This window comes from Enterococcus gallinarum, from assembly GCF_021496385.1.
GTDB lineage: Bacteria > Bacillota > Bacilli > Lactobacillales > Enterococcaceae > Enterococcus_D > Enterococcus_D gallinarum.
On record NZ_CP050816.1, the window covers coordinates 1,089,827 to 1,107,112 of the forward strand.

Consider the following 17,286-nt stretch of genomic DNA (forward strand, 5'->3'; position numbering starts at 1 on the left):
CATGGATAAACACTATTCAGCAGGCATCGATTTTCTTAGGGCATTTGCGGTTATTGCTGTTATTCTCTACCATTTGCCTCAATATTCTTTTCAAGGAGGAAATCAAGGCGTAACGATTTTCTTTGTTATTTCGGGTTACTTGATGGCAAAGAATGCTTCCTATGCGTATCAAAAAAAACAGTTCTCCTGGATTGGCTTTTATAAGAAACGGATCAAACGGATTTATCCGTTTCTTTTATTCTCCTTACTTATCTTTATTCTGATAGCTGGGAGTATTCAAATCCGAATGCTAGGAAACATCAAAAGTGAACTTCCAAGTTTACTCTTTGGATATAACAACTGGTGGCAGATCCACGAAAAAGTCTCTTATTTTGATCGCTTCGCAAATTCGTCCCTATTTAAACATTACTGGTCTTTGGCGGTGGAATTACAATTTTATCTAGTTTTTCCACTCTTCTTTCTAACAGTCATGCGTTTGTCTAGAAAAAGAGGCTATCAGCTTATGTATCTTCTTACCATTATTTCGATTCTCACCAGTCTGTTATCGCCGTTTTCTATCGCTTATTACAATACCTTTGCTCGACTTTATCCGTTTATAGTTGGCATGTTTGGTTTTTTCAATAGAAAGAACATTAATGATGTCATTTCTTCAAAAAAAGTAACGAAGTTTTGGCTCATCATGAGTTGTTTGACTCTGGCTGTCTTTATTCCGCTGCCTTCGTTTACAGGTAGCTCATTGCTTGTCAGTGTATTAACAATGCTATTACTCGTTTTGATAAATGACAAAGAAGTGGAAAAAAGAACCAAAATCGCCAAATTCCGTCTTCAATATATAGGCAAAATTAGTTATGAATTATATTTGGTTCACTATTCGGTGTTTATTCTCCTAGTGAATATAGCACCTAAGATGAATCCTCTAATTGAATTGGTAGTGGTTCTGATCATGACGGTTCTGATGATTGCTGGCTTTCATTCTTTCATGCATTTAAAAAGAAAAGCAGGACGTTACCTTGGAGCAGGTCTTGTTGCTGTTGCAATCGGAATGATCATTTTTGCACCGACTAACCGTCTGACTGCGGATCAAAACGAATTGAAACAAGAGTTAAGCAGTAATCTGAAAAAGATAGAGAATCAACCCAATCAAAAAGGAAATATCTTATTTCTAGGGGATTCTGTGATGCTTGGAGCATATCAAGAATTGGAAGATACGTTTAGTGGGCAAGCAACCGTTGATGCGAAAGAATCACGGCAAATATCTAGTTTGGCAACGATTCTTCAAGGGTATCCCAATTTAGCTGATTATTCGACGGTAGTAATCGGACTGGGTACAAATGGTATTATTTCGGATGAGTCAATCGATGAAATCCTTACTCAATTAAAGGATAAACAGATATACTGGATAACTATCAAATGTCCGGAAGGCTGTCAAGAATCTGTGAATCAAAAATTAGCAGAGCTTCCTAGTCGCTACAAGAATGTCAATATCATCGACTGGTTTAGCCACAGCAAAGACCACCCAGAATACTTTTATGATGATGAAACTCATTTGAATGGGGAAGGACGCAGTGTTTATGCCCAATTAATGAAGTCTGTTCTTTCTAAATAGTGGGACAATGGCTAGGAGAGCGCGTTAAGACAGGAGGAACCATGTATTTACTAAATAAAACAATGAATGGGATTCGGTTATATTATTTGATTTTACTGGGAATCTTATATCTTTCATTTTATCAATCAAGTGTCTATTTTCTTTTCTTTACTAATACTATTTTGGCATATATTCCAATAGAATTAACCTTTCTTGCAATGTATTGTAAAAAAAAGTACATTATAGTGGTAGTTGTGTGTCTCTGGCTTGTTTTTTTACCAAATAATTTTTATCTCATGACAGATCTATTTCATCTTTCTTTATTGACACCTTATGATGAAGTAACATTGTTGATAAGTAAGGATTTAATGAATTGGATCAAACTTTTTCTGATTTTGTTGGCAGTGATGCCTTCAACAATTTTGGGCTGCTGGAGCATTGACAAGATTGCAAGAATATTAGTAGAGAAATTAACCATTGGTGTCTACCCAGCGCTTTTGATTGCGTGTCTTTTATTTATGGATTCTATTGGGATTTATATTGGGCGATTTACCCGTCTTAATAGTACAGATATTTTTGTGCGTCACAATCAAGCGCTTCAAAAAATTTTCGCTGATTTTGAAGATATTGACAATCGATCGATCGTACTTTTACTTTTGCTCTATCTTTTTTTGTGCGGTATCATGATCGGCTATCAGCTTATAAAACAGCTTCTTTACAAAAATTGGGAAGAAAGTGTGAAATCAAATGGATGTACTCATAGTAGAAGACAATCAAGCCATAAATAACCTGCTAGTAAAAAGCCTCGCAAAAAAAGGCTATCGAACGATCCCGATTTTTGATGGCAAAAGTGCCGCAGATTACATTGAAAATCATGAGGTGGATCTGATTCTTTTAGATATCATGTTACCAGAAATAAGTGGGGATGAATTAATAGACTATTTTGTCGAATTTGATATCCCAGTTATCTTTTTAACTGCCAAGAATACCTTGCATGATAAAGTGCGAGGATTAAAGTTAGGTGCAGAAGATTACATTACGAAACCTTTTGAACTAGAAGAATTATTTGCTCGAGTTGAAACAGTACTTCGCAGAAGGAAAAAGAGTTCTGTTTCTGAGATAAATTGGCACAACATCCGTATTGAAGACGAGAAGAGAAGTGTATTTTTTAACAATGAGTTGATTGCATTGACGCCTAAAGAATATCAATTGTTCATTTATCTCGTTCAAAATCGCGGAATTATTTTAGAGCGAGAAACGATTTATCAACGAATTTGGGAATCGCCAACTGAGCCAGATAGCAGAACTCTTGATTTACACATTCAGCGGATCAGAAAGAAACTGCATTTGGAAAACGAGCTGCGAACGATTTATGGTGTAGGGTACTTATTGGAGGAATAAGATGAAATATGCGACAAAAGCATTCTATTGGCTGCTATTCTTTTTTTTACTTTTGTATTTAGGGATCAGCACCATCAGTTTGCGGATCATCGCTCAACATGCAATCAATCAGGAATATGATCAAGCACTAGCTACCCAAAAAAGTGCTGCGATACTATTTGCAGCCAAAATTGAAGATCAAGAACCTACGAAAGAGCAGTTACGGAATCTAAATGATATAGTCAAGAGCACGGTAAAGAATGATTTTGAAATTTTGGATAAAGAAGGAAAGAGTGTGTATGCCAGTACAACTGACTTTCCAAGCATAACAGAGGTTGTTGATTACGATTCAATTAAGAAGAACACAATCAACATTAGCCCAATCATCACAATCAAACAAGAGAAGTTTTTATTTACAAGCTCGACAATTGGAACGACAGACTATTATTTGGTGTCTAAGCAGAATCTAATCACTTATCAAAGTATTCTGAAGAAAGCAAGTCATTATTTTCGAATGATTTTATTTCTTTTGCAGATCGTTTTGATTCCAATGTCGTGGTTTTTATCAACCCTCATCACTAAACCGATTCAAAAATTGATTGATCGCGCAACAGAGATTGCAAAAGGGCAAACAACAAAGCCTTTCGTTGTTGAAAAACGTGGAGATGAAGTTGAAAAGCTTGCCAACAGCCTAAACGACATGGCCAATAAATTAAATCAAGACATAGAACAAATCAGTCAGGAAAAAGAAAAGCAAGAATTATTTGTCTCAAGTTTATCCCATGAAATTTCTACCCCGCTAACGTCGATCATCGGCTATGCGCAAATGTTGCAGTGGGAGGATCTAAAGGAACCTTCTTCGGAATTTGTCGATTATATTTTAGAAGAAAGTTTTCGCTTGAAAAGCCTATCAGAAGATGTTTTGCGTTTATTGTACTCGAAGAAAAATGAAATGAATCTCGAAGCAATATCGACAGACCAGATTGACTCTTATATTACTCAATTTGTCTCTGGATTAGATGAGCGGATCCTTTTGCAGATGACTCTTCAAAAGGCCACCATACGAATGGACTTTAACCTATTTAAATTAGTCATTGCAAATATATTTTCTAACGCATTAGATGCGATGAAGGATAGGAAAGAGATGTGCATCACTGGCTACAGTAATGAAGGACGATATTATTTTATACTGAAAGATACTGGTCAGGGAATTCCCGAAGAGATTATTGATCAAGTCACTGATGAATTTTTTACGGGGGATGTCACTAGAAATTCTGGGCATTTAGGCTTAGGGCTTTCATTAGTGAAGAATATTATCTCACTTCATGAAGGGCAAGTGACGATCACTAGTGAGAAAGGTGAAGGAACGTTTATTACGATCGACTTTCCTTTAGATGAGGACTGAAGATGAGGAAAAGAATAAAGATAAGTCTGATCCTCCTATGGGTCGGTTTCAACGTATTTCTACTATTTTTACCAAATATGCTGTTTACAGATTCATTGTCAAAGCCAGTCGTATTTGAAGAATCCTTGGAGCTGCCTTCAAATAAAAGTACATTAGAAGAAGTGCTCACGAACGCCGGGAAAGTAACGCAATATAATAATACGGGAGAAGGAAGCCAGTATGTCAATACATATGCGGTGGAAATAGAGAAGCTGCTAAAAGAAATGGGAATCTCTTCAGAATACTTGGTTACGTTATCCCAGAATCTAAAGATTGATTCGGAAACTGTTTATTGGCAAATCAATTATTCTTCAATCGAAGGTTATGGGGAAGCCCTGATTGAGGAATCGACTAATAAAATCGTCCAATTTAAATATTACCCAGAGCAATCATTTCAAGAGATAGATCCTGAGAAAATTTTAGGGGCATATTTTAAGTATCTAAACATTGAAATTTCCTCAATAAAAAAAGATAGTCCACTATTTGAAGTATCTTTTGCTGACGGCCAAAACATCAAAGCGGTTATTGATAATTATCGTATTATTCTTAATTATCCCAGTGTTGAATAGGACAAGTAATGGAACAAGTAGCATTTTTTGAATATAGTTCTCCTTGGAGCGATTAAGAAAGGAATGAAAGGATGGCTTTATGAATTTTCGATAGAAGTGAATCGATAGAGACGAAGTGATTCGTAAAGCATAGGTTAGCAGTTCAACCTAAATGTCTTTCGTGGTTAGTTTGAATAATGGAAAAAGAATACTGGAAACGAATTTGCTTGCTTACTGCAATTCCCGATTGGAATAAAGATTCAGAGATTGTTACAGAAGTTGAACGATTAAGAAAGAAATATGAAGACTATCGCAAAGAAATTGACTCGAAAAAAGTCATGGTTTTTTATAAAAACAACAGCAGTTATGTTTATGACACATTGAAAAAATGTGCTCAGCAAGAAAAAATCCCACGTGAAAAAATTTTGTTTTATTCACAAAACGATAAAGCAGATAAAAAAGGCAGAAGATTCCGTGTTATCGGTTAAAATTCTCTAATAGATTAGGAGCACCGTGAAAAGGTTCTAGTCTCTCTAGCGCTCTTTTTATTTAAAGCTATGCCTAGTTTCCTAATTGGCGAGTAATCTCTAAACATGATAGAATAGACGGGCATATGAAAGAAAGAGAGTGACGACATGCTTACAACAGAAGATTTTGACTTTGAGTTACCGGAAGAATTGATCGCTCAAACGCCGCTTAGCGATCGCTCCAGTTCCCGCCTATTGGTCGTGGACCGAGAAAGCGGTGCAATGGAAGACAAACGTTTTTATGACATTATTGATGAATTAGCTCCTGGCGATGCCCTTGTGATGAATGATACTCGCGTTTTGCCCGCTCGTATCTATGGCGAGAAAATCGAGACCGGCGCTCATCTAGAGATTTTATTGTTAAACAATATCGAAGGGGACAGTTGGGAAACATTAATCAAACCTGCCAAGCGAGCAAAAGTCGGTACGAAGATCACCTTTGGCGACGGTCGCTTAGAAGCGGTCGTTGAAAAAGAACTCGAACATGGTGGCCGAATTATTCGATTCAGCTATGATGGGATTTTCTTAGAGATTTTAGAATCTTTGGGTGAAATGCCATTGCCGCCATACATCAAGGAACGATTGGAAGATCCAGATCGTTACCAAACCGTTTATGCTAAAGAGAATGGATCTGCAGCGGCACCAACGGCCGGTTTGCACTTTACGCCAGAATTATTGAAGAAAATCGCTGATAAAGGGGTCAAATTAGTTTATTTGACCTTACACGTGGGTCTAGGAACTTTCCGCCCAGTTAGCGTCGATAATATTGCGGATCACGAAATGCACAGTGAATTTTATCGATTGACGGAAGAAGCGGCGGCTCAATTAAACGATGTGCGGGCAAATGGTGGGAAAATCGTTGCGGTCGGAACGACTTCGATCCGTACATTAGAGACGATTGGTACCAAATTTGATGGCGATATCAAAGCCGACAGCGGCTGGACGAGTATTTTCATTACCCCCGGCTATCAGTTCAAAGTTGTCCAAGCCTTCTCAACGAATTTCCATTTACCGAAATCGACATTGGTAATGTTGGTCAGTGCCTTTGCCGGACGCGATCTAACATTAGAAGCTTATCAGCATGCCATCGATGAACGTTATCGCTTCTTTAGTTTTGGCGATGCCATGTTCTTAAAATAAAAAACTGAACGACAAGAGCGGCTCGTTAAGTTGGGATACTTCTCAACTTTTTGAACTGCTTTTTTGTCGTCCAGCTTATAACTAAGGGAAGGTATAAGTGGTGGTCGCTGATGGTTGGTTCATGCAAAGCAATTGTTTCTCAAAATTTGTTTTCTTTTACAAACTTACACATGTTTCGTGTGTTCTGATACAACGTAATAGACGTATCCTTTTTTCGAAAAGATTCTCGATTTTGTGTTACGCTTTTCTGTTACTTTACACGCTTGATACTAGGTGAAACTTGTATGTTCAACAACTTTTAGTAGATTGAGTTTGCGATATTTACAAGACCACCAACAGAGTTGCTACCTTCCTTACACCTATACTATAGCATATTTAGGAAGCGTTTGCAAATAGGTAGGGTATACAAAGTACAACGATCAATTCACAATTTAAAATCTAAAAAGCTGACTTACTAAAACATCGTTTATTCAATAATCAGCAAATCAGCAATCACTCGTTGACGTTCCTAGAGAGAGTCCACTAATTGTTAGGATCGTTGGTAAACTTTATAAGGGCGTCCGATTTTGGTATAGATAATCTGACTGGTAACATAGTTATTTTTTTCTAAGTAAAGCATGTATTTACGGACTGAGACATGAGAAAATCCGCTGATCTCTACCAAGTCTGGGATCGTGAAAGTGTCTGGAAATGTTTGGATAGCCGCTTTGATGCGATCCATGGTATCAGGAGAGAGTCCTTTATCCAGTTCTGTAAGGGATGACTCGGGACTCTTCTTTGCAACCATTATTTGATCAATGGTTTCTTGGGCAAGACTGTCTTGTTCCAAAGCTTCTTGCCGTTTTAGAAATAGTTCGATGCTTTGCCGGAAACGTTCATAGGTAAAGGGCTTGACGAGATAGTCCAGAACACCTAAATGTAGTCCATGCTGAATAGTTTGTGTCTCATTGGCTGCTGTGATCAAGATCACTTCGATGGCTTGCTGAGAGTTCCGGATCTCTTTGAGCAAGTCTAAGCCGTTGCCATTTTTCAAATGGACATCTAGCAGCACTAAATCAACTTGTTTGTTTTGTAGTAAGTATTCAGCATCTGTCACAGCATCTGCCGAATAGATTTCTTGAAATCTGCCGATTTTTTCTAAATAATTCCGATGGATAAATTCCACCATTGGGTCATCTTCGACAATTAATCCATGTAATGGTTTCATTTTATCACCCCATGATAATGCGTTTGTAATTGGAGAACGACAAAGTTAGGTTGTTCTTCTATCAAAAACTCTGCCTGGTAATCTTTTAACATTTGTTGGAAATAGTTGCTGTGAAAACTATCCTGCAATTGCTGCTGATCCGTTGTGGTCAGCTGAATGGTATAGGTCGTTGTCAGCAGGCCTGTTTCATGATGGATCTCGATCCGCAAATCTTCTATGGTGTTTAGTTGCAACAAAACATGATGAATATACCGGTAAAGATCGATCAACGATTTTGTTTCAACTTCTTGCGAATTGGCGGGAATTTCTGGTGAAATCTCGATCATCAAGTGGATTTTACGCTCAAAGAACTTTTGACGTTCGCCAATCAAAAATCCAGCAACTTGCGGATTCTGAACTAAAAAAGACAAGCGATGAGAGAACTCTTTTTCTGGAGTCAAAATATCATCCAGATAAATTTTCAATTCATCATAGGCTTTTAAATCAGCGAGCCCATAGATCACATGCAGTTTATTCATAAACTCATGGGACTGAGACTGCAGCGCACTGGCGTAAGCAGTAGTATTGGCTAACTGATCCATGACGAATAACGATTCTGTCGCATTGCGCAAAAACACGATCCAACCGATCCGTTTCTGATCCACATTGATCGGTGCAGAGGAAAAAAGAAAATCCTGTCCATTTTGCCGATAGAGCTGTTCAACATTTCGCTCCAAGTCTACAGCATCGGTCTGCAAGATCAAATCCTGCAAATGTTTGCCGACCAAGGAGTCATTGTGTCCACTGTTCTTTTGGTAAAGCTCGTTGGCGGCGATATTTGCCAAATTGATTTGTTGGTTCAAATCCAATACAATGACCGCATCTTTAGTTTCTTCCAACATGGCATTGCGTTCTTCAAAGAGACGTGAGATTTCTTTTGGTTCTAAATTATGAAGTTGCCGTTTCAAATAATAGGCAAGTCCAGTTGCTGCAAAGGCGGCGATTGTGATACTTAATGCTAAGGCAAGTAGATACCCTTCCCGAGAACTCTTTACTAAAGCACTCAAGGACTGCATACGGATCCCTAAAGCTACTACACCGATTTGTTTTTGCGATTCAGTGAGGGAATAGACGGGAACGAATCCCCGCAACGAGCGACCCAATGTTCCTTCACTGACAGAAACATGTTCTTTTCCTTCCAATGCAGTGACTTCATCACCGCCTTCGAAGTGTTTGCCGATTTGGGTCTCATCTGGATGAGTCAAACGAATGGCTTGCATATCCATAACTACCACGAAATCCAACCCGTGTATGTGTGTCACTTCATTTGTGTAAGCTTCCAATTGATCGTTGGAACGTCCTTCTTCCAAAGCGGTAGTCACTTGTGGATCGATCGCCAGCTGTTTACCGACGGACAAGAGCAGGTGTTCTTCGTTGGAGCGAATAAATGTGGAATTTTGAATAAGGACTAAACCATAAAGAATGGAAGTGACAATGAGTAAGACGATTGTAAAGACTAAAGTCAATACCCCCCATAACCGTAACCCTTTTTTCACTACATTTCCCCCTTTATTCGTAAATTATAACATAGCGGCGGAATCCCTAAAGACGCTTTAATTAATTTAAATACTTAAAATAATTAAATAAACTACGAAAAAGAAAACGCTTGCTTTAATCTGTGTGTAACGAGGTACTCGTAGAACTAGTAGATCAATTTAGGAGGAAAGCAAAATGGAAAAGCATATCGAACCCCATGTGGCGAGAGAACAGGTTGAATCTAAAGCAAAAGAAGAGAAGCTAATTGATCGGTGGATGAAAATCAAAATTGGATCAGTTCCGCTGCCAGTATACATTGTTTTATCAACAGTCATCGTAGTCACGGGTCTGTTACAACAATTACCCGTAAATATGCTAGGTGGTTTTGCGGTCATTTTGACTTTAGGGTGGTTATTAGGAACGATTGGTGCCACTATTCCTTTTATCAAGAATTTCGGTGGTCCGGCAATTTTATCTTTATTGGTTCCATCTATTTTGGTTTTCTTCAACTTAGTCAATCCGAATATTCTTGAGTCTGCCGATATTTTGATGAAGCAAGCCAACTTCTTATATTTTTATATTGCTTGTTTAGTTTGCGGCAGTATTTTAGGGATGAATCGCAAAATCTTAGTCCAAGGTTTGATGCGGATGATTATTCCCATGATGATTGGGATGATCTGCGCCATGGGTGTTGGTACGCTAGTTGGTGTATTATTAGGTTTAGAATGGCAACATACGTTGTTTTTCATCGTTACTCCAGTGTTAGCTGGCGGGATCGGTGAAGGAATCTTGCCTTTATCACTAGGCTACAGTGCCATTACTGGTATGGGGAGTGAACAGCTGGTCGCACAACTGATTCCAGCAACGATCATTGGTAATTTCTTCGCGATCATGTGTACCGCATTGCTCTCTCGCTGGGGAGAAAAACGACCAGATCTTTCTGGGGGTGGACAATTGGTCAAAATGAAAAATGATGATGACATGGCAGATGCGTTAAAAGATGATTCCGGCGCTTTTGATATCAAGAAAATGGGCGCTGGTGTGCTGACCGCTTGTACACTGTTCATTGCTGGTAGTTTACTGCAGCATTTGACTGGGTTTCCTGGTCCTGTATTGATGATTGTCTTAGCCGCTTTTTTGAAATACTTGAATGTGGTGCCGGCAGAAACACAACATGGCTCCAAACAATTGTATAAATTTATTTCCGGCAACTTTACTTTCCCATTGATGGCTGGTTTAGGATTGTTGTATATTCCATTGAAAGACGTTGTGGGAACACTGAGTGTCTCTTATTTCTTAGTCGTCATCAGTGTAGTGTTCACGGTAATTGCCACCGGGTTCGTCGTATCACGTTTCATGAACATGTATCCCATCGAAGCCGCAATTATTTCTGCTTGTCAAAGCGGTATGGGAGGCACAGGAGACGTAGCGATCTTAAGTACCGCTGACCGTATGAACTTGATGCCTTTTGCCCAAGTAGCTACCCGTTTAGGCGGCGCCATCACAGTGATTGCCATGACCGCAATCTTGCGAATGATTTTTTAATAAAAAATAGAAAAAACGATCAACTATTGGAGGAACGAATCATGTCAGAAGATGTAAAAGAAATCGCTTTGCGACAAGCCAAAGAACATGGCGGTAAATTGGAAGTAGTATCAAAAGCGGCGATTGAAAATCGAAGAGACTTAAGCATTGCCTACACTCCGGGTGTCGCTGCCGTATCTTCTGCGATTGCAGAAGATAAACAGCTGGCCTATTCATTGACAACAAAGAAAAACACAGTCGCTGTTGTAAGCGATGGTTCTGCTGTGTTAGGTCTTGGTAATATTGGAGCAGAAGCAGCAATGCCGGTCATGGAAGGGAAAGCCGCTTTGTTCAAGCGATTTGCAGATGTAGATGCTATTCCTATCGTTTTAGATACTCAAGAGACAGAAGAGATTATTGCGATCGTCAAAGCAATTGCACCGACCTTTGGTGGAATCAACTTAGAAGATATCAGTGCGCCGCGTTGCTTCGAAATCGAACAGCGGCTGATCGAAGAGTGTGCGATCCCGATTTTCCACGATGACCAGCATGGGACGGCAATAGTTGTCTTAGCGGCTGCTTTCAACAGCCTGAAATTGATTGGCAAATCACTAGCAGAAGCCAAAATCGTTGTCAATGGCGGTGGTTCTGCTGGACTTTCTATTACTCGTAAGTTTTTGGCAGCTGGTGCAAAAAATGTCATTGTCGTAGACAAGGTGGGGATCTTGAATGAAGAAAATGATCAGTTACCACCTCATCACGCAGAGATTGCTAAAGTGACAAACCGTGACCATCTTTCTGGTGATTTGCAGACAGCGTTGAAAGGTGCTGATATCTTCATTGGTGTTTCTGCTCCAGGAGCACTGAAGAAGGAATGGATCGCTGAGATGGGAGATAAGCCTGTGATTTTTGCTATGGCTAATCCAGTACCGGAAATCTTCCCAGACGAAGCCTTAGCAGGAGGTGCCTATATCATTGGTACTGGACGCAGTGATTTTCCTAATCAAATCAACAATGTGTTGGCTTTTCCTGGTATTTTCCGTGGAGCTTTAGATGCTCAAGCCCGCAAAATCACGGTTGAGATGCAGATTGCCGCAGCAAAAGGAATTGCTAGCTTGATTCCAGACGAGGAGCTGTCACCAACAAACATTATTCCGGATGCTTTCCAAGAAGGAGTAGCCAAAATCGTTGCGAATTCAGTCAAAGATGCTGTGGAAGCAAAACGTGTCAATTAACGGAAGAAACATTACGTTGAGAACAATTTTTCATTCAATCAAAAAGGACCTTACTTTGATATGTCAAAGTAAGGTCCTTTTTTTAAGCTAATGTCTGTTTTGGCAAGTTTTCATAAAAGGCTGCTTTGGTAGCACTGATATAAGGTGTCAACCAAAGATACCCGATACCAGCTGTGATAATGGCTAGAATGTGCCAGCCAATAAAACTCAAATCAAGTAAGAACAGTTTTCCTTTATACCCTTTCATCAATCGGCGGCTAGCCGTGATGCAAGCAAGAAAATCTGGCCGTGTACCTGTTTGCTCATAGGTATCATAGTAGATGAAGTATGCTTGTGAGTAGGAATAGGATTTGATGATTCCTGGAATCACAAATAATAATGCCCATAAACTAACGAAAATCGTTGATAAAATATAGATGACAATGATACCAAGTGCGAATACACCGCTAAATCCACGAAAGACATCAGAAAATGGACGAATCTCTTGTTTATTGCCGCGTAACAAATCAAGGAATGTCCAAGAAATCCCGGCACCAAACAATGCTGAGAATAATCCGCTGATCAAGCCACCGCCACTACCGCCAGTTGAGTTCGACGCTTCATTGATGGATTGACTATCAAAGGCACCATTTTGACTTAATGCCATCAAAGGCAACACAACAATCACTACGATCACAACAGCAAAAGCAATAGAGATCAACGTAGGGACCAAGCACATCAATACGCTATCTTTCCAGCGTCCATTCAGAACGGATTTGGCTTCACTTTTTAGTTGTCCTCTAGTTTTCATAAAAAAACCTCCTTTCTATCTGTTTAACATGATAGCAAATGAGCATGGATTGTACAAAAAATAAAGCAAAGAAAGGAAAGTTTTTTTGAAAAAGAGGAAGAGAAGCTGAAACCTTCTTGCAAATTCCTAACGCAACCCTTATCATTAATAGCGTTGCACAGTTAATCGAGTCTATAAAGAAAGTAGGGAAATGAATGTCGCAACCTGCCATTCGTTATCGTCTGATCAAGAAAGAGAAACATACAGGTGCCCGTTTAGGTGAATTGATCACACCACATGGCACTTTTCCAACGCCAATGTTTATGCCTGTAGGAACTTTAGCTACTGTTAAGACCCTTGCACCGGAAGAACTGAAAGCCATGGGCGCTGGTGTCATTTTAAGTAATACATATCACTTATGGCTGCGACCAGGAGAAGATCTAGTGGCCGAAGCAGGTGGGCTGCATAAGTTTATGAATTGGGATCAGCCGATTCTAACCGATTCTGGTGGCTTCCAAGTTTTCTCACTAGCAGATATGCGAAATATTGTTGAAGAAGGTGTCCATTTCAAGAACCATCTAAACGGTTCAAAAATGTTCCTTTCACCAGAAAAAGCTATCGATATCCAAAACAAACTAGGTTCGGATATCATGATGAGTTTTGATGAATGTCCGCCATTCGATGAAAGCTATGAGTATGTCAAAAAATCAGTAGAGCGGACTTCTCGCTGGGCAGAACGCGGATTGAAAGCTCATGCCAATCCAGATTCTCAAGGCCTGTTCGGGATCATTCAAGGGGCCGGTTTTGAAGATTTACGGAAACAAAGTGCGCAAGATTTGATCAGCATGGACTTTCCTGGTTATTCGATTGGCGGTTTGTCAGTAGGCGAGCCAAAAGCTGAAATGAATCGCGTCTTGGAATTTACCACACCATGGATCCCTGACCACAAACCTCGCTATCTGATGGGGGTAGGAGCCGCAGATTCTCTGATCGACGGCGTTATTCGCGGGGTCGATATGTTTGACTGCGTATTACCGACTCGAATCGCCCGTAACGGAACATGTATGACGTCTAAAGGTCGTTTAGTCGTGAAGAATGCCCAGTTTGCCCGAGATTTCCGACCAATTGATGAAAACTGTGATTGTTATACTTGTAAGAATTACTCACGGGCGTATATTCGTCATTTGATCAAATGTGATGAAACATTCGGGATCCGATTAACTTCTTATCACAATGTTTATTTCTTGTTGAATTTGATGAAACAAGTCCGTCAAGCGATCATGGATGACAACTTGCTGGAATTCCGGCAACATTTCTTCGAAGAATATGGCTTCAATAAAGAAAATGCCAAAAATTTCTAATTTATTCTGGTAAAACGGTAGGAATACACGTCAGATTCTGATAAAGTATCTATAGAAAAGTAAAAAAATCGAGGTGAAAAAAATGGCACAATCTTTACCAATGCTCTTTATGCTTGTTGCTTTGGTGGCAATGTGGTTCTTCATGAGCCGTTCACAAAAGAAACAACAGCAAGAACGAAAAAACTTATTGGAAAATATGAAGGCTGGAGATCGCGTAGTAACAATTGGCGGACTTCATGGCGTTCTTTCTGAAGTAAATACAGACAAGAGTACAGTTGTCATCGACTGTGAAGGTATTTTCTTAGAGTTCGATCGGGCAGCGATTCGTACCGTGACACCTGGTACTGGTGCATCTGTTGCAACTGAAATCGAACCAGCTGATGTTGTTGATGAAACAAAAGCAGACGATACAAAAGAATAATTTTTTTCGATCCGTCTGACAAAGACAGCTAGGACTAGAGCGTGGGACAAAAGTAAAAAAAACTTTTGTCCCACGCTCTAAACACGTCTAGATGGTGGGAGCAGAAGCAACTCCTTCGGAAACAAGTCGAAATACCCCAAAATTTGAGAAGCAATTTCCGCGTATTCCTTCTTATTTCTAGGAGTTTAGCACCTCTGTCCCAGCCTCTTTTTTTATAGAGTGGCGTTTGTCCAGATTTTCGCTTGTTCTTTAGCAAGAGCAAAAAAATCAGCAAGCAAAGCATGGAGAACAGGTCTTTTTCTACATTAATAGCCCCCTTAACAAGCATTTCTGTTAAGGGGGCTGTTTGTTTGGTAAAAGTGATGCTGCTACTCGATCGGAATGGTTTTCTTAGGTTCTTTGCCGTGATCATCTTTTGGCAAAGTCAATTTAAGAATACCTTCAGAATAAGAAGCTTTGATGTCGTCTTCTTTGACATTTTCTAGCAAATATTGGCGACGAACACTTGTTAAACTACGCTCGCTGCGTACTAGTTTTCCTTTTTTATCTTCAGTCGTAGTATCCGATTGATGTTGACCAGCAATCGTCAAAATACCATTCTCATAAGTGACTTGAATATTTTCTTTAGGAATACCAGGCAGCTCTGCTTCAACGAGATATTCCGAATCATTTTCGTGAATATCTGTTTTGATCATGTTCGCTTTAAAACCATCAAAAAAACTGCGACCAAAATCTTCGAAGAAATTAAAAGGTGTCATACTATAGGAATCTGAGCGACGAGGTTCAATCTCATGTGACATAATAATCAATCCTTTCTTTATTTTTCTTTCCAATTATTATTTTAGTCAAAATTAGTCAGTTTTCAAGTATTTTACTCTCTTTTTCTAGCCCGCATGTCAGGATAAATTTTACCCCTCGATCCTGAGAAAGACTATGGATCAGCAAAGGCGGTTTCTTTAAAGAAAATAAGTTTTTTGATGACAGTATATACTTAATGATATATACTATAATCGAAGCGAAAGGAGATGCTTATGCCAAAAAGAATAAAACAATTAGCTGTTGCACTCATTTATGCACTGTTATCATCCATCGCATTGAATATGTTCTGGCTGCCAGGAAATATATTTGCCAGTGGAATTACTGGACTTTCACAATTATTGTCGCAGCTCTTGGAAGTATACTTTGGTAACGAGTGGTCAATCCCTGTGTTGGTCTTATTTTTTAACGCGCCATTGTTAGCGATTGCATGGTGCAAAATCGATCGTGATTTCGCGCTTATGACGGTTTGTACTGTCTTCCTCTCATCTGTTATGATGAAGGTGGTCCCAGTTGTCACATTGACTACAGATCCAGTCATCTGCGCTGTTTTTGGCGGTGTGCTCCATGGGTTTTCCGTTGGTCTGACTTTAAACGATGATTTTTCCACAGGAGGATTAGATATTTTAGGGATCTTAGTGAAGAGAATGACCGGCAAAAGTATTGGCAGTTTCTTTATCTTTTTCAATGTCAGTCTCCAACTCGTTGCTGGAATGATTTTTGGCTGGCCGTACGCTTTTTATAGTGCAATCTCTTTCTTTATCAGTGGTCGAATGGTAGACTACGTGAATCTCAAGCAAAGGCGTGTGCAATTACTAGTAGTAACCGAAAAAGCAGAAGGTGTCATTGCAACATTACAATGTGCACTTCAGCGAGGGATCACAGTGATCAATGATGTTGAGGGGGGCTTTGATCATCAACAGAAGAAATTGTTGCTTTTAGTCATCTCCCAAAAAGAATTAAAGACAGTTGAAGGAATGATTCAATCCGTCGACAACCAGGCCTTTGTTAGTGTGGCTTCTGGTGTGAGTGCGAATCGTCCATTTTATGAATGGTAGAGTAGAAAGTAGGGAATCAAGTGAAAAAACAAGCCGTTTTTCAGGAAGTAGCAGATAAAATCGCCCAACGTGTCAATGATGGCACTTATGTAACGAGTCAGAAGCTGCCTTCTGATTATGATTTAGCGGAAGAATTTCAATGCAGTCGGCTAACTGTCCGCAAAGCCATCGATCTTCTGATCACCCAAAATATCCTAGTCAAAGAAAAAGGCAAAGGAACGTATGTGATGAAGCAGCCAAAGATCCAGAGTGGATCTGGCGGATTGCAAAGCTTCACCGAAACGGCCAAAGCCCAAGGGAAAAAGACCCGAACCGAAGTATTACAAGTAGAGACAGTGAAAGAATTACCGACTAAGATCCGACAGATGTTCGGCAACTATGGGAAAGAACCAATGGTGTATCTGACTCGTTTGCGTTATTTTGATGATGAACCGATGACGGTGGAGAACCTCTATGTATTGAAGCGTTATTTAGAAAAAGAGTCCGGCGAAATCACCAAAGATCAGTTAGAGTCTTCTTTATATGAAGTGATCGAAGCCAACATTGAGATTGGTTATTCCCATCAAGAAGTGGAAGCGGTCAAAAGTCCGCCAGACATTGCCAAGCTATTGCATGTATCCGAAGAGGAACCAATGCTTCTCGTCCATTCGATGACTTATTCCCCTTCTGCGAAACCGATCTTGTTCGATACATCTTTTTATCGTGCAGATAAATATACCTTTAAAAATACATTGGTACGTCAAAAATAAGGGGTGG

Annotated in this window: 17 protein-coding genes; 13 read left to right on the plus strand and 4 right to left on the minus strand. The window is 39.6% G+C overall.

Translation table 11 applies throughout. The features are described from left to right. The first annotated feature begins 1 nt into the window (after position 1). The 7 genes from HED61_RS05290 (at position 2) to queA (ending at position 6,624) form a co-directional block, all read left to right on the plus strand. Entirely contained in the window at positions 2 to 1,606 is a 1,605-nt protein-coding gene (locus tag HED61_RS05290) for an acyltransferase family protein (protein ID WP_041120288.1), read from the plus strand. A gap of 41 nt (positions 1,607 to 1,647) precedes the next feature. Next, entirely contained in the window at positions 1,648 to 2,373 is a 726-nt protein-coding gene (locus tag HED61_RS05295) for a DUF1361 domain-containing protein (protein WP_117474742.1), read from the plus strand. Continuing rightward, the gene (locus tag HED61_RS05300) at positions 2,333 to 2,986 is read left to right on the plus strand and encodes a response regulator transcription factor (protein WP_005470196.1); all 654 of its coding nucleotides are present in this window, start codon (positions 2,333 to 2,335) and stop codon (positions 2,984 to 2,986) included. The genes HED61_RS05295 and HED61_RS05300 overlap by 41 nt, the downstream gene beginning before the upstream one ends. 1 nt (position 2,987) lies before the next feature. Beyond that, a complete protein-coding gene (locus tag HED61_RS05305; RefSeq protein WP_041120284.1) occupies positions 2,988 to 4,370 on the plus strand; it encodes a HAMP domain-containing sensor histidine kinase in 1,383 nt (460 codons plus the stop codon). A gap of 2 nt (positions 4,371 to 4,372) precedes the next feature. Continuing rightward, positions 4,373 to 4,978, plus strand: coding sequence for a hypothetical protein (locus HED61_RS05310; protein ID WP_003128253.1), 606 nt, complete (start codon positions 4,373 to 4,375; stop codon positions 4,976 to 4,978). A gap of 176 nt (positions 4,979 to 5,154) precedes the next feature. Continuing rightward, positions 5,155 to 5,445: a hypothetical protein gene (locus HED61_RS05315; RefSeq protein WP_003128255.1), complete on the plus strand. Its 291-nt coding sequence runs from the start codon at positions 5,155 to 5,157 to the stop codon at positions 5,443 to 5,445. Positions 5,446 to 5,592: 147 nt separating this feature from the next. Next, a complete protein-coding gene (gene queA, locus HED61_RS05320) occupies positions 5,593 to 6,624 on the plus strand; it encodes a tRNA preQ1(34) S-adenosylmethionine ribosyltransferase-isomerase QueA (protein WP_003128257.1) in 1,032 nt (343 codons plus the stop codon). Positions 6,625 to 7,153: 529 nt separating this feature from the next. On the opposite strand, the gene HED61_RS05325 is transcribed toward queA, so the two are convergent. Together HED61_RS05325 and HED61_RS05330 are read right to left on the minus strand one after the other, a co-directional pair. After that, positions 7,154 to 7,831, minus strand: a complete 678-nt coding sequence (locus tag HED61_RS05325) for a response regulator (RefSeq protein WP_005470204.1) — start codon at positions 7,829 to 7,831, stop codon at positions 7,154 to 7,156. After that, positions 7,828 to 9,366 (minus strand): Spo0B domain-containing protein, encoded by a 1,539-nt coding sequence (locus HED61_RS05330; RefSeq protein ID WP_003128260.1) that lies wholly within the window; start codon positions 9,364 to 9,366, stop codon positions 7,828 to 7,830. Before HED61_RS05330 ends, HED61_RS05325 begins: the two co-directional genes overlap by 4 nt. A gap of 256 nt (positions 9,367 to 9,622) precedes the next feature. Between HED61_RS05330 and HED61_RS05335 the strand changes: the two genes are divergently transcribed. Both HED61_RS05335 and HED61_RS05340 read left to right on the plus strand, forming a co-directional pair. Further along, positions 9,623 to 10,891, plus strand: a complete 1,269-nt coding sequence (locus HED61_RS05335) for a 2-hydroxycarboxylate transporter family protein (protein WP_225585976.1) — start codon at positions 9,623 to 9,625, stop codon at positions 10,889 to 10,891. Between the two features lie 38 nt (positions 10,892 to 10,929). Then, positions 10,930 to 12,105: an NAD(P)-dependent malic enzyme gene (locus tag HED61_RS05340; protein WP_029486340.1), complete on the plus strand. Its 1,176-nt coding sequence runs from the start codon at positions 10,930 to 10,932 to the stop codon at positions 12,103 to 12,105. 82 nt (positions 12,106 to 12,187) lie between these two features. Here HED61_RS05340 and HED61_RS05345 read toward each other — a convergent pair whose 3' ends face one another. After that, entirely contained in the window at positions 12,188 to 12,895 is a 708-nt protein-coding gene (locus HED61_RS05345; protein WP_003128265.1) for a DUF975 family protein, read from the minus strand. A gap of 194 nt (positions 12,896 to 13,089) precedes the next feature. Between HED61_RS05345 and tgt the strand changes: the two genes are divergently transcribed. Together tgt and yajC are read left to right on the plus strand one after the other, a co-directional pair. Continuing rightward, entirely contained in the window at positions 13,090 to 14,235 is a 1,146-nt protein-coding gene (gene tgt / locus HED61_RS05350) for a tRNA guanosine(34) transglycosylase Tgt (protein ID WP_005470211.1), read from the plus strand. 82 nt (positions 14,236 to 14,317) lie between these two features. Beyond that, positions 14,318 to 14,656, plus strand: coding sequence for a preprotein translocase subunit YajC (gene yajC / locus HED61_RS05355; protein ID WP_005470213.1), 339 nt, complete (start codon positions 14,318 to 14,320; stop codon positions 14,654 to 14,656). A gap of 368 nt (positions 14,657 to 15,024) precedes the next feature. On the opposite strand, the gene HED61_RS05360 is transcribed toward yajC, so the two are convergent. Then, complete coding sequence (locus tag HED61_RS05360; protein ID WP_219645195.1) at positions 15,025 to 15,456, minus strand: Hsp20/alpha crystallin family protein; 432 nt, start codon at positions 15,454 to 15,456, stop codon at positions 15,025 to 15,027. Positions 15,457 to 15,687: 231 nt separating this feature from the next. Here HED61_RS05360 and HED61_RS05365 point away from each other — a divergent pair, with 231 nt between their 5' ends. Further along, positions 15,688 to 16,530: a YitT family protein gene (locus HED61_RS05365; RefSeq protein ID WP_219645194.1), complete on the plus strand. Its 843-nt coding sequence runs from the start codon at positions 15,688 to 15,690 to the stop codon at positions 16,528 to 16,530. Positions 16,531 to 16,550: 20 nt separating this feature from the next. Next, entirely contained in the window at positions 16,551 to 17,279 is a 729-nt protein-coding gene (locus HED61_RS05370; protein ID WP_003128274.1) for a GntR family transcriptional regulator, LSA1692 subfamily, read from the plus strand. Positions 17,280 to 17,286 lie beyond the last annotated feature (7 nt).